Here is a 13,273-nt window from a genome sequence, read left to right as displayed (position 1 = left end):
GAAGCGATGACTCCGAGGCGATGACCGCGGACCATTCCGACGCCATGACGGCGGACGTCACCGAGACGACGACGGCGGGGCGGACGTTTCCGAGGCGATGACGGCGGCGGACCGGGGTCAGCTCAGCGCTCCGACCCCGTCCTCCAGTTGTCCGGGAACCAGCTCCCGCGTGCCCATGACCGCCGGATGCGGCCGCAGCCCGGACCTGACCCGGTCGGGCAGGTGCGGGCTGGTCACCAGCCAGCCGAGCGCCTCGGCGAGTGCCTGGCGGGCCGGCCGCGGCGTGTAGCCCAGGGCGGCGGCTTTTTCGTGCCGGTACCAGTAGTAGCGGCCCATCGTCCGGGCCTCCGCGCGGGTGGTCGAAGGGGGCCGGGCGTTCAGTACCGCTCGGACCTCCGCCACCGTCGCCGCCAGATAGGCGCCGGTGTGTGTGGCGGTGGCCCACGGTCCATGGGTGCCGCACAGCTCCGAGACGGTCTGGTGGATGGTCCGCCACGCCCAGTTCTCACCGCCCAGCAGATAGCGTTCCCCGGCGGTCCCCTTCTCCGCGAGCAGGACATGGCCGTCGGCGACGTCCCGGACGGAGACGATGTTGCATCCGCCCGGATAGGTGGTGCGCAGGGGATCGGCCAGATACCGGGTGAGCAGCGCGTTGCTGGGTACGAGCCGCCAGTCGGGCCCGCCGACCACGATGGTCGGGCAGGCGGCCACCACATCCAGCCCCAGTTCGTCGCCCGAGGCGAGCGCCGCCCGCTCCTGCTCCAGCTTGGTGAGGAAGTAGTCCGGCAGATACTCCTCGCCGGGCATCCCGGTCTCGTCGCGGGACGCGGGGCCGTCGGACGAGCCGCAGGTGACCGACGACGAGGTCACCACCACCCGCCGGACGCCTGCCGCCGCTGCCGCCCGCAGCACCTCGAGGGTGCCGTCCACATTGGCCCGGGCCAGTTCCTCCCGGGTGATGTCCCAGTACGCGAAGACGGCGGCGCAGTGGAACACCGTCTCGCAGCCCTCGAACGCGGGCCGCAAGGTGGCGGGGGTACGGAGATCCGCGTGGACCACGGGTACGCCGAGCGCACGCAACTGCCGCGTGTCGCTGCTTCGGCGGACCAGCGCCCTCACTTCGTGGCCGGCGCCCAGCAGGGCACGTACCACCTGGGCACCGACAAGTCCGGTGGCTCCGGTCACACACGCTTTCACAGTGACTACCTCGATCGCCTGTCCCGGGCCGCGGCTTCGCGCAGCCCCTGCCAGAAGCCGGTGACCGCGGGACGCAGCGCCTCCCGGAACTCCTCGAGCGGCCCGAAGCGGGACGGGACGTCGCCGGGCGCGACATGCCAGAAGCCGTCCGGCCCCAGCTGTCCCGGCAGTCTCGGCACGGCCAGGGCCTGCGAGGCGAGGCCCCGTACGAGCCGGACGGCCTCGGTCAGGCGCTGGGTGGGCAGCTCGGCGGCCAGCATGTCGTCACGCTCCTGCCAGGGACGGCCGATCCGGAACGGCCGACCCTCGTACTGCGCCTCGAAGTTGTCGAGCGTGCGGGTGAAGAACCGCTGGTAGGAGTCCTGCACCAGTGGATCTCTGAGCTTCGGCCGGGTTTCGGGGCGGAACACCTGCCAGGTCAGTGGCAGCGTGAACCGCTGGCGCACCCGGACCACGATCCGGGTCCGGGCGCCGCCGTCCGCCGGGAGAAAGGCCACCGAACCGTCGTCGTACTCGGCGGAGCCGTTCGGGCTGTGGACCGTCCGCCAGGCGATCCGCCGCGACCACTCCCCGTAGGTGAGCGACTCGAGTTTGCACACATCGATGGGCGGACCGCCGTAGAACGCCATGTAGTTCGGCTGTGCCAGATACAGGTTGCGTTCGATCTGGCGAGTGGGCCGCCCTTGCGCGTCGCGGGACACCACATGGACCCGTCCGCCCAGGTAGTCGGTCATGTAGCTGATGGTCCGGCTGATGTCCACCCGGCGCACGAACTCCGCGTACGGCGCATTGACGGTCCGTTCGCAGCCGAAGAGGATCGAGCTGCCCAGGTGTTGCCACCGCATCAGCCAGGCATCCGGGGGGAGCGCGTCGATCACTTCTTCCAGCGGCTGGAGGAGACCGTTGATCCGGTCGAAGTCGTGGTGGGTATAGGCGTCCGGGTCGATGCCGAGGGAGACGTCCCGGCGCCGGATCTTCTCCTTCCCGTACCCGGTGCGCCATGCGCGTACGGTGGACGACGCGGACGCGGCCGCCCCGATCATCGCGCAGAGGGCGGCGGAAGCCGCCGGGTTCTCGTCCGCGCCGCGGATCAGCGTGGTGAGGACGCGGGACAGCCGTGCCAGCGCGGGATCGGTGATCTCCGCCGCGTCCGGGGCCACCTGCCAGGAGGCGATACTGAACAGCCGGTGGGCCCGGCCGTCCGGGGCGAGCCGGCGCACCGCCTCGACCAGGGCTCTCGGCGGATTGCGCCACCCCTGATACGGCGTCAGGTCTCCGTCGAGGTGGTAGCCGTCCGGCAGTCCGCGGTCGCTGAGTACCCGCGCGTTGAGTGGCGAGGAGACCGGGTCGACGCGCATGAGCAGGGCACCGGCCATATCCGCCAGCGCCCCGTCCGGCGCGGCGATGACCGTTCCCGTTCCCAGCGGTTTGCCCACATACGCTCCGGCACACCCGTGACTGCTCACCACCGCGTCGATGAGGTGGAAGTCCGGTGCGTAGGCATGGAGCAGATCCACGATGACCTCGGCGCCGTCGCGCCGGGCCCGGTAGTGGTGGTGTTTGTCGGCGTGCGGCAGCACACCCAGCAGATTGGCCAGGCAGAGGGCGTACCCGAACTCCGGGTGGGTGCAGTTCTTCGCGATGTTGATGCGGAATCCCGCCTCCAGCCAGCTGCGCGCCATTCCGCTGCCGTGCAGCACGCTGGACGGGGGAAACCCGGCCGGCTCGATGTCCTCGGACAGGTCAACGACCCGGTAGGTACTGCCCCGTTGGGTGCGCCCGCCGTAGCCGAGCCGGTGGCAGGCCGCACGGAACCCGGGGCCGTCGAGCCATACGTCCGGACCGCACCGGGCGGCTCCGACGGTGATGTTCCGGTAGCCCCGGTCACACAGCAGGTCGACGAGGTGCTCCACGAGCACGGCGCTGACCGCGGTCGCGGGGTCGCCGTACGCGGATGTTCCCGGCGTCAGTATCACCGCCAGCCCACCCGGGTCGCCGGCCGCGCGTGCGGCGAGCCGCTGCCAGAGCCCCGCCCGGGTGACCGCGTCCGCCAGCAGTCGCGCGGGCGGAACCGGCCGGGTCCGGGTGGACCGGACCACGGCGGCGACGGTGGTCATGTCGTCCTCGGTGCTGCGGGAGATCTTCTCCATGGCCTCCACCCAGGGGGAGCATCGCCCCGTAGTGCGCCGGTCGGCCCCACGCTTTCTGCAATGCCATCTGCAATAGAGCGGATCAAAAAGGTGCAAACGTGACGCTACTGCACGGAAGGTGGAAGTCGGCCGGGGCGCGCTTGTGTCACGCGCATATTCGTGGCGTGTTTTCACTGTGAGTGAGTGGTCGCGTGCCATGGGTGGGCCCCTGGCGGCGGCCGATGGTGGATTTTAGGAAAATGTCTGGAATAGGTGTTCCATGCCGCTTGGTCGGTAGTATCCTGAAGACCGGCCTACGGGGCGAGCGAGGGAGTCCGATCTGACCGGCCTCGGGGAAGAGGGTTTTGGCTCTCGCCGAGGACGTATGAAGGAAGGTCGGGCTGAGAGGCTGAAAGGTCGTAAAGACCGGACGGCGACCCCCAAGCACCTGATCCGGACCATGCCGGCGAAGGGAGCCCACCTCGTAGGTCTTTGCTGTGCCGATCTGCGGTCATCCCGCCTTGATCAGGTCCGCGCACTTCTCCCCGATCATCATCGTGGTGATGCACGGGTTCACCGCCGTCAGGAACGGCATCACGGAGCCATCGGCCACCCGCAGGCCCGTCACGCCCTTGACCCGCAGCCGAGGGTCGAGCGGAGCCGCCGGGTCGTCGGGGGCGCCCATCCGGACGGTGCAGGCGGGGTGGTAGACGGTGTTGTGGGTGTCGCGGATGTAGGCGAGGAGTTCGGCGTCGGACTGGACGGCCGGGCCGGGGGCGAGTTCGGCGGCGGCCCAGGCGGCCATCGGCGGCTGGGAGACGATCTCGCGGGCGAGGCGGAGGCCGTGGGTCATCACCCGTACGTCGTGTTCATCGGTGAAGTAGCGCGGATCGACCTTGGGCTTGTCGCGGAAATCGCGGGTGCGCAGGCGTACGGTGCCCAGGGAGCGGGCGCGGGTGACGTTCGGGGTGAGGCAGAAGGCGTTCTCCGAGGTGGGGTAGCCCCGGCGGTAGGTGTTCATGTCGAAGGGCACCGAGCCGTAGTGGAACATCAGGTCCGGGCGGTCCAGGCCGGGCTCGGTGTCGGCGAAGATGCCGATCTCCCACCACTGGGTGGAGGTGGTCACCATCGGCTGTGCGGCCTCCCACATGATCACGCCCTCGGGGTGGTCCTGCAGGTTGGCGCCGACGCCGCGGGAGTCCACGAGCGGTTCGATGCCGACGGCGAGGAGATGGTCGGCCGGGCCGATGCCGGAGAGCATCAGGAGTTTGGGGGAGTCGATCGCGCCGCAGGAGACGATCACCTCACGGCGGGCGTTCACGGTACGGGTGTGGATCAGGTCGGCGGCGAGGTAGTCCGCGCCGGTGCAGCGCCCGGAGGAGTCGAAGTTCAGCCGCCTGGTCTGGAGGCCGGTGCGTACGTCGAGGTTGCGACGGGTGCCCATGACGGGGTGGAGGTAGGACACGGAGGAGGAGGAACGGGTGCCGTCCGGGCGGCAGTTGATCTGGAACCAGTTGGCGCCGCGGACGACGGTCTTGCCGGTGTTGAACGCGGTGACGGGGATGCCCGCCGCCGCGCAGGCCTCCAGCAGGGCCACCCCGCACGGGTCGCGGGGCGGGACGGTGCGCAGGCTGACGGGGCCGGAGCGGCCGTGGTGGTCTCCGGGGGCGTCGTTGGTCTCCAGCCGCTGGAAGAGCGGGAAGCAGTCGGCCGCGCTCCAGCCCGTACAGCCCAGGTCGGCCCATTCGTCGAGGTCCTCGGCCGGAGCCCAGAAGGCGATGCAGGAGTTGTGCGACGAGCAGCCGCCGAGGACTCTGGCGCGGGCGTGGCGCAGATAGCTGTTGCCGTTCTCCTGGGGTTCCACGGGGTAGTCCCAGTCGTAGCCGGATTCCAGGAGCCCCATCCAGCGGTCCAGGCACAGGATGTCGTCGTCGCCGACGTCGGAGCGGCCGGCCTCCAGTACGCAGACGGTGACTGCCGGGTCCTCACTGAGCCGGGCCGCCACGACGGCGCCGGCCGTGCCTCCGCCGACCACGACGTAGTCGAACTCGTCCACGGGCGTCGCCCCGTACGCGGGCGTTCCTTGGGGACCGGACGTTCCTTGGGGCATCGCGCCGTCTCCTGTCAGGCGGTGGGGGTGGTGGGGGAGCCCGGGGTGCCGTCGTCGGGCAGGACGGCGGCGTGCGCGGCCAGTACGCCCGTCTTCTTCCGCTGGACGAACCAGTAGTAGGTGAACCCGCCGACCGCCACGACACCGATGAACAGGAACGCGCCCCAGCGCAGATACCAGTGCTGCGGCCCGGTCGCGTTGTAGACCGCGGCGCGTGGCCAGGCGAGGTTGAGGGACATCCCGAGACCCCAGAGGACCGCGAGGACGTTCACCGGGAGTCCGAACGCGCCGAGGGAGAACCGGCCTGGCACCGGCGTCCATCTCCCGCGCAGCCGCTGCACCAGCATCGGCAGGGTGACGGACACATACGCCAGATAGATCATGATGATCGCGATGCTGGTGATCACCGAGAAGATCTGCGGCTGGTTGACGTTGAGGACCAGGACAGCGACCGCCACCAGACCGATGATCACGGCCGGCAGCACCGGCGTCTGGAAGCGGGGGCTGACCTTGGCGAGCCGCGCCGAGGCCGGCAGGTTGTTGTCCCGGGCCATCGCGAACGCCAGCCGGATGGCCGCGGTGTGCACCGCCAGCTCGCACACCGTGATCGCGATCACCACACACCAGAGCACGATCTGCCCCACGGCCGAGCCGAGCGTCGCCAGCACCACGTACTGCAGCCCGTCCACCGACAGCTCCTTGGCGTGCAGATCGGGCACGGCGAGCAGCGCGAACAGCAGGATCAGCCCGCCGATGAGGAAGGACGCGAGCAGCGCCCGCAGGATCGCCCGGGGTGCGTTGCGGGCCGGGTCCTTGGACTCCTCGCCGAGCGAGGAGGCCGTGTCGAAGCCGTACATGACATACGCCGAGGCCAGCGACGCGGTCAGGAACGCCCCGACGTAGCCGAGGGATTCCCCCTTGCCCAGGTCGTACGTCTCGGTGAGCGCGGCGGGACTGCGGACGATGTGCGCGGCGAGCAGCAGCACCAGCACGACGGCGGCGATCAGCTCGATCGCCACACCGGCCGAGTTGATCCGCGCCATCAGCCGGACGCCGAAGGCGTTGACCAGAGTGGTGAAGGCGACGAGTACGGTGCCGAGCACCACCGCGTTGGCGGCCGCCGACTTCCCGGAGCCGTCGCCGATGAACTGGAACCACGACGAGATCTGCGGCAGCGTCACCTGGTACGCCAGGGCCACCGCGGCCAGCGACACCATCGACGCGGTCAGCATCATCCAGCCGCCCAGCCACCCGATGTGCGGGCCGCCCAGCTGCTTCGCCCAGTTGTAGATCGAGCCGGCCACCGGATAGCGGGCGGCCAGTTCGCAGAAGCAGAGCGCCACCATCAGCTGCCCGGCGAAGACCATCGGCCAGGACCACCAGTACGCCGGGCCGCCGTGGGCCACACCGAAGTAGAACAGCTGGAAAGTACCGGTGAGGATCGAGATATAGCTGATACCGGCCGCGAAGGTGTGGAAGTCGCCCAGGGTGCGCTTCAGTTCGGGCTTGTAGCCGAGTTCGGCAAGCGATTCGTCGTCGTGGCCGGGACCGGTCACTCGAACCACCTCTGCGGCCGCGGCGCGGTGTTCCGCCAGATGTGCTTGGCCTCCTGGTACTCCGCCAGTCCCGCCGGCCCCAGCTCCCGTCCGATGCCCGACTGCTTCATCCCGCCCCACTCCGCCTGCGGTACGTAGGGGTGGAAGTCGTTGATCCACACCGTCCCCGCGCGCAGCCGGCCGGCCACCCGGTGCGCCCGCTCGCTGTTCTGCGTCCACACCGCCCCGGCCAGCCCGTACACCGTGTCATTGGCGAGCGAGACCGCCTCCTCCTCGTCGCGGAACCGCTCGATGGTCAGCACCGGGCCGAACGACTCGTCCCGCACCACGGACATGTCCGGTGTGCACTCGTCCAGCACGGTCGGCAGGTAGTAGAAGCCGTTCGAGAGCGACGGGTCGTCGGGCGCCGAGCCGCCGCAGAGCAGTACCGCGCCCTCGTCGAGCCCCGCCGCCACGTACGCCTCGACCTTGGCGCGGTGCTCCGCGGAGATCAGCGGGCCGGTACGGGCGAACTCGTCGAACGGTCCGCCCAGCCGGATCCGCTGGGCGCGGGAGACCAGCTCATCGACGAACGCGTCGTGCAGCTCGTCCTGGACCAGCAGCCGGGCGCCCGCCGAGCAGACCTGTCCGGAGTGCAGGAAGACCGCGGTCAGGGCGTAGTCGACCGCGGTGTCGAAGTCGGCGTCCGCGAAGACGATGTTCGGGTTCTTGCCGCCCAGCTCCAGGGCGATCTTCTTCACCGTGGGCGCGGCCGCGGCCATGATCCGCTTCCCCGTGGCCAGACCCCCGGTGAACGACACCATGTCCACCCGCGGGTCCTCGGTCAGCGGTGCGCCCACCAGCGGGCCGGTGCCCAGCACCAGGTTCGCGGTGCCGGCCGGCACCCCGGCCTCCTCCAGCAGCCGCATCAGGTGGATCGCGGTGTGCGGGGTGAGCTCGCTGGGCTTCAGGACGAATGTGTCGCCCGCGACCAGCGCAGGCGCGACCTTCCAGGCGGTCTGCAGCAGCGGATAGTTCCACGGCGTGATCAGCGCGCAGACCCCGACCGGCTCGTGCCGCACCGTGCTGTCGGCTTCCGGGATACCGGTGTCCACCACCCGGTCGGTGCCGCCGGCCGCACCGAGGTTGCCGAAGTAGCGGAAGCAGTTGGCGATGTCGTCCATGTCGTATCCGCTCTCCACCAGCCGTTTTCCGGTGTCGAGGGACTCCGCCCGGGCCAGCGCTTCCCGGTCGCGGTCCAGCAGCTCGGCGACGCGCAGCACCAGCCGGCCGCGCTCGGCCGCCGGGGTGCGCGGCCAGGAACCGTCGTCGAAGGCCGTACGGGCCGCGGTGACCGCCGCCGCCGCGTCCTTCGGCCCGCCCTCGTCGACGGTGGCGACCAGCGTGCCGTCCGCGGGGCAGCGGATCTCCCGCACCTGCCCGTCGGCCGCCGTGGTCCACTGACCTCCGATGAACAGCTCCGGCATGGGGGTGCCTTTCGGTTCCGGGCTCGTACGAGGCGGCAGCGGCGGGCGCGGTGCCTGGCCGACGGCGCACGGCCGCCGGGCCTCGGTGACGATCACTGCACCGAGCGTAAGGCGGCCGCTGCGGGTCCGCACGGCGAGAAGGGGGGCCCACCCGGCGAGAACGCGGGTCCGCACGGCGAGAATGGGGGGATGTCGTCGAGCCGGCGGGACCCTGTCCCGCACCCGTACCCGGTCCCGGACGCCGCCGCCTACCTCTCCGGCCGGTGGCGCATCGAGCGGACCGTATGCGACCTGCGGGCCGGTGCGACGGGCAGCTTCCGCGGGACCGCCGAGTTCCGGCCCGCCGTGGCCGGTGACGCCGCAGCCGGTGACGCCGTGGCTGGTGATGTCGCGGAGGCCACGGTGGGCGCGCTGCCGGCGGACGTCCTGCTGCATGCCGAAACCGGGCGGCTGACCTGGGACGGTACGTCCTACCCCGCGCAGCGCACGCTGTATCTGTGCCCCCGCCCCGACGGCACCGCCGAGGTCCGGTTCGCCGACGGCCGCCCCTTCCACGACCTCGACCTGCGGACCGGCCGCTGGACCGCCGTCCACCCCTGCGCCGAGGACCGCTACGAGGGCACCTTCACCGCGGTTGCCGCCGACGAGTGGCACCTGGAGTGGCGGGTCGCCGGTCCGGCCAAGGACCAGCTGCTGCGGTCGGTGTACCGAAGGGTCTCTCCCGGCGAACCTGACGAACGACAGACGTGATCCTCCCCGCCGAGAGCGTCGCCAGCCGCGGCGCCCGCCGGACGAGGGCCTCGTCCTCGGTGGCCACGACGCAGCTGAGCCGGCGTTCTCCCCACAGCCGCTCGAACAGCTCGATGATCTCCGCACGGGCCGCGGCGGTCAGGCCCGCCGTGGGCCGGTCCGCCAGCAGCACCGCCGGACGTTTCACCAGGGCCCGGGCAAGCGCCACCCGCCGCCGCTCCCCGGCGTCCAGCTCGCCCGGAAGGCGCTCCAGCCGATGTCCCAGCCCGACGTCCGCCAGCGCCGTCGCGGCCAGTTCCCGGCAGTCGGCGGGGCGCAGCCGCAGCGGCACCAGTACGCTCGCCACGTTCTGCTGCGCGGTGAGCCCGGGCCAGAGCGCCGCATACCCCGGGAGCCCCGCACGCCCCGGACGTCCCCCGCCGTGCACCATGCCGATCGACTCCGCCCGGATCCGGGACAGCCGGCACTCCGTCACGGTGGCCAGATCCGTGCCGTTCAGCACCACAGTGCCGCCGCTCGGACGCTCCAGACCGCCGAGGACCCGCAGCAGCGTGGACGTGCCCGACCCGGCCGGACCCCGGACGACGAGGCCGCCGCCCTCCTCGACGTACAGTCCGACACCGTCCAGCGCCCGCACCACGTCCCTGTCCCGGCCGTTGCGGTAGTACTTGGTCACGCCGGTCAGGTGGTACATGGTGCCCTCTTCCTCCGGGCCGCCGCACCGGGTGCGCGACGAGCCTTCGGCGACCGTAGGAACACGGTGTGACCAGCTCATAAGCGCTGGGTGAGAGAGCGATGAGAATCAGTGCGCCGGCCGGCGTACCGTCCCCGTCGGCCGGGTGCACCGGCCCCTTCAGCCGGAGGCGCCGTCCAGCAGCCCGAACGCCGCCAGCAGTCGCTCCGCCGCCAGCGTGGCGGTGAGTTCGCCGTCGCGCACCGCGCGTTCGACCTCCGGGCCCAGCCGGCGGACCTCGGGGTGCTCCCGAAGGCGGTCGATGAGCCGTTCGCGGACCATCGACCACGTCCAGTCGACCTGCTGGACGCGGCGCCGCTCGGCCAGCGCCCCGGTGGATTCGAGCAGGGCACGGTGCGCCTCGACCCGCTCCCAGACCCCCTTCAGACCGGTCCCCTCGCGGGCGCTGCAGGTGAGGACGGGCGGCGTCCAGGCGGAGTTGGGACCGTGCAACAGGCGGAGCGCGCCGGACAGTTCGCGGGCCGCGGCGCGGGCGTCCTTCTCGTGCGGACCGTCGGCCTTGTTGACGGACACCAGGTCCGCCAGCTCCAGTACGCCCTTCTTGATGCCCTGGAGCTGGTCACCGGTGCGGGCCAGGGTCAGCAGGAGGAAGGTGTCGACCATGTTGGCGACCGCGGTCTCGGACTGGCCGACACCGACGGTCTCCACCAGGACGACGTCGTAGCCCGCGGCCTCCATGACGACGATGGACTCGCGGGTCGCGCGCGCCACACCGCCCAGCGTGCCGGACGTGGGGGAGGGGCGGACGAACGCCGCGGGGTCGGTCGCCAGCCGCTCCATCCGGGTCTTGTCGCCCAGGATGGAGCCGCCGGTACGGCTGGAGGACGGGTCGACGGCGAGCACCGCCACCCGGTGCCCCATTCCCGTCAGCAGACTGCCGAGCGCGTCGATGAAGGTCGACTTGCCGACGCCCGGCACCCCGCTGATGCCCACTCTGCGGGCCGCGCCGGAGTACGGCAGCAGCTCGACCAGCAGCCGCTGGGCCGCCGCCCGGTGGTCGGGGCGGGTGGACTCCACCAGGGTGACGGCGCGGGCGATCCACGCCCGGGAGCCCGCCCGGACCCCCTCGGCGTACCGTCCGACATCGATCGTCGCAGGCATGACCCCCCGCTCTACAGCTCGTGGCCCAGGGCCGACGCCAGGTCCCGCACCAGGTCGTGGGCGGCGTCGGGGATCACCGTGCCGGGCAGGAAGACCGCGGCGGCGCCCATGTCGCGCAGCGGCTGGACGTCCTGCGGCGGGATCACCCCGCCCACCACGACCGTGATGTCGTCCCGGTCCTCGGCGGCCAGCGCCTCCCGCAGCGCCGGCAGCAGCGTCAGATGGCCCGCGGCCAGCGACGACACCCCGACGATGTGCACATCCGCCTCGACCGCCTGCCGGGCGACCTCGGCAGGCGTCTGGAACAGCGGGCCGACATCGACGTCGAAGCCCAGGTCGGCGAAGGCCGTGGCGATCACCTTCTGGCCGCGGTCATGGCCGTCCTGCCCCATCTTGGCCACCAGGATGCGCGGCCGGCGCCCCTCGGCGCGCTCGAACTCGGCCACCAGCGCCCGGGTGCGCTCGACACCGGAGGAGGGGCCCGCTTCGTCTCGGTACACACCGGAGATCGTACGGATCTGGCCGGAGTGCCGCCCGTAGACCTCCTCCAGGGCGTCCGAGATCTCGCCGACGGTCGCCATGGCGCGGGCCGCGTTCACCGCCAGGGCGAGCAGATTGCGCTCAAGTCCCTTGCCGGAACCGGCCCTTGCCGCCTCGGTCAGCGCCCGCAGCGCACCCTGGCAGGCCGCCTCGTCGCGCTCGGCGCGCAGCCGCTTCAGCTTCTCGATCTGCTGGGCGCGCACCGCGGAGTTGTCGACCTTGAGGACCTCGATCTCCTCGTCGCTCTCCGCCCGGTACTTGTTGACGCCGATGAGCGCCTGCCGTCCGGAGTCGATCCGCGCCTGGGTACGGGCCGCCGCCTCCTCCACCCGCAGCTTCGGGATGCCCGCGTCGATCGCCTTCGCCATCCCGCCGGCCGCCTCGACCTCCTCGATGTGCTGCCAGGCCCGCTTCGCCAGATCGTGGGTGAGCCGCTCGACGTAGGCGCTGCCGCCCCACGGGTCGATGACCCGGCAGGTGCCCGACTCCTGCTGGAGGAAGAGCTGGGTGTTGCGCGCGATCCGGGCGGAGAAGTCGGTGGGCAGGGCGAGCGCCTCGTCGAGCGCGTTGGTGTGCAGGGACTGGGTGTGGCCCTGTGTGGCAGCCATCGCCTCCACACACGTCCGGGTGACGTTGTTGAAGACGTCCTGCGCGGTCAGCGACCAGCCCGAGGTCTGCGAATGAGTGCGCAGCGAAAGGGACTTGGGGTTCTTGGGCTCGAAGCGCTGGACCAGCCGTGCCCACAGCAGCCGGGCCGCGCGCAGCTTGGCGATCTCCATGAAGAAGTTCATGCCGATGGCCCAGAAGAAGGAGAGGCGCGGGGCGAAGGAGTCCACGTCCATACCGGCCGCCAGGCCCGCGCGGAGGTACTCCACCCCGTCGGCCAGGGTGTACGCCAGCTCCAGGTCGGCCGTGGCACCCGCCTCCTGGATGTGGTAGCCGGAGATCGAGATGGAGTTGTAGCGCGGCATCTTCTGCGAGGTGTACGCGAAGATGTCGGAGATGATCCGCATCGACGGCTGCGGCGGATAGATATAGGTGTTGCGGACCATGAACTCCTTGAGGATGTCGTTCTGGATGGTCCCGGCCAGCTTTTCGGGCGGAACGCCCTGCTCCTCGGCGGCCACGATGTAGAGGGCGAGAACGGGCAGGACCGCGCCGTTCATCGTCATCGACACCGTCATCTTGTCCAGCGGGATGCCCTGGAAGAGCTGCCGCATGTCGTAGATCGAGTCGATCGCCACGCCCGCCATGCCGACATCGCCGGTGACCCTCGGATGGTCGCTGTCGTAACCGCGGTGCGTCGGCAGGTCGAAGGCGACCGACAGGCCCTTCTGGCCGGCCGCGAGGTTGCGGCGGTAGAAGGCGTTGGACTCCTCGGCCGTGGAGAAGCCGGCGTACTGCCGGATCGTCCAGGGCTGGTTGACGTACATGGTCGGATACGGGCCGCGCAGATACGGCGTGATTCCCGGATAAGTGCCCAGGAAGTCCAGGCCGTCGAGGTCCGCCCCGGTGTAGAGCGGCTTGACGTCGATGCCCTCCGGCGTCTCCCAGGTCAGGTCCTCGACGGCCTTGCCGGTGGCCTGCGCCACGGCCGCGGCCCACTGCCCGGCGTCGGCCGAGGCGGCCGGCTCGCCCAGCTCGACCCCGGTGAAGTCCGGGATGCCCAT

8 protein-coding genes, 1 pseudogene and 1 riboswitch are annotated in these 13,273 nt (G+C 71.1%); of the genes and pseudogenes, 1 reads left to right on the top strand and 8 read right to left on the bottom strand.

Annotation, left to right across the window (positions count from 1 at the left end):
* Positions 1 to 117 precede the first annotated feature (117 nt).
* The 5 genes from ACFY12_RS31455 to ACFY12_RS31435 all read right to left on the bottom strand — a co-directional run bounded on the left by ACFY12_RS31455 (position 118) and on the right by ACFY12_RS31435 (position 8,458).
* On the bottom strand, positions 118 to 1,185 hold the full coding sequence (locus ACFY12_RS31455) for an NAD-dependent epimerase/dehydratase family protein (RefSeq protein ID WP_390719342.1): 1,068 nt from the start codon (positions 1,183 to 1,185) through the stop codon (positions 118 to 120).
* Between the two features lie 17 nt (positions 1,186 to 1,202).
* Positions 1,203 to 3,347 carry a DUF362 domain-containing protein gene (locus tag ACFY12_RS31450; protein ID WP_390719341.1) on the bottom strand — a complete coding sequence of 715 codons (2,145 nt, stop codon included), beginning with the start codon at positions 3,345 to 3,347 and terminating at the stop codon, positions 1,203 to 1,205.
* Positions 3,348 to 3,643: 296 nt separating this feature from the next.
* Positions 3,644 to 3,818, top strand: a riboswitch (TPP riboswitch).
* Between the two features lie 19 nt (positions 3,819 to 3,837).
* Entirely contained in the window at positions 3,838 to 5,436 is a 1,599-nt protein-coding gene (locus tag ACFY12_RS31445) for a GMC family oxidoreductase (protein WP_390719340.1), read from the bottom strand.
* Between the two features lie 14 nt (positions 5,437 to 5,450).
* Positions 5,451 to 6,992, bottom strand: coding sequence for an APC family permease (locus ACFY12_RS31440; protein WP_390719339.1), 1,542 nt, complete (start codon positions 6,990 to 6,992; stop codon positions 5,451 to 5,453).
* Positions 6,989 to 8,458, bottom strand: coding sequence for an aldehyde dehydrogenase family protein (locus tag ACFY12_RS31435; RefSeq protein ID WP_390719430.1), 1,470 nt, complete (start codon positions 8,456 to 8,458; stop codon positions 6,989 to 6,991). Before ACFY12_RS31435 ends, ACFY12_RS31440 begins: the two co-directional genes overlap by 4 nt.
* 189 nt (positions 8,459 to 8,647) lie before the next feature.
* Here ACFY12_RS31435 and ACFY12_RS31430 point away from each other — a divergent pair.
* Positions 8,648 to 9,175 (top strand): annotated as a pseudogene (locus tag ACFY12_RS31430) (DUF6314 family protein); the annotation flags it as partial.
* On the opposite strand, the gene ACFY12_RS31425 reads toward ACFY12_RS31430, so the two are convergent.
* From ACFY12_RS31425 to scpA, 3 genes are all read right to left on the bottom strand, one after another.
* Complete coding sequence (locus tag ACFY12_RS31425) at positions 9,084 to 9,902, bottom strand: ABC transporter ATP-binding protein (RefSeq protein WP_390719429.1); 819 nt, start codon at positions 9,900 to 9,902, stop codon at positions 9,084 to 9,086. The pseudogene ACFY12_RS31430 and the gene ACFY12_RS31425 sit on opposite strands and share 92 nt — an antisense overlap.
* 159 nt (positions 9,903 to 10,061) lie before the next feature.
* A complete protein-coding gene (gene meaB / locus ACFY12_RS31420; protein WP_390719338.1) occupies positions 10,062 to 11,063 on the bottom strand; it encodes a methylmalonyl Co-A mutase-associated GTPase MeaB in 1,002 nt (333 codons plus the stop codon).
* Positions 11,064 to 11,074: 11 nt separating this feature from the next.
* The gene (gene scpA / locus ACFY12_RS31415; protein ID WP_390719428.1) at positions 11,075 to 13,273 is read right to left on the bottom strand and encodes a methylmalonyl-CoA mutase; all 2,199 of its coding nucleotides are present in this window, start codon (positions 13,271 to 13,273) and stop codon (positions 11,075 to 11,077) included.

The sequence above is a fragment of the Streptomyces sp. NPDC001339 genome (assembly GCF_042895955.1).
Lineage (GTDB): Bacteria > Actinomycetota > Actinomycetes > Streptomycetales > Streptomycetaceae > Streptomyces.
This window is presented reverse-complemented; position numbering and strand designations above follow the sequence as displayed.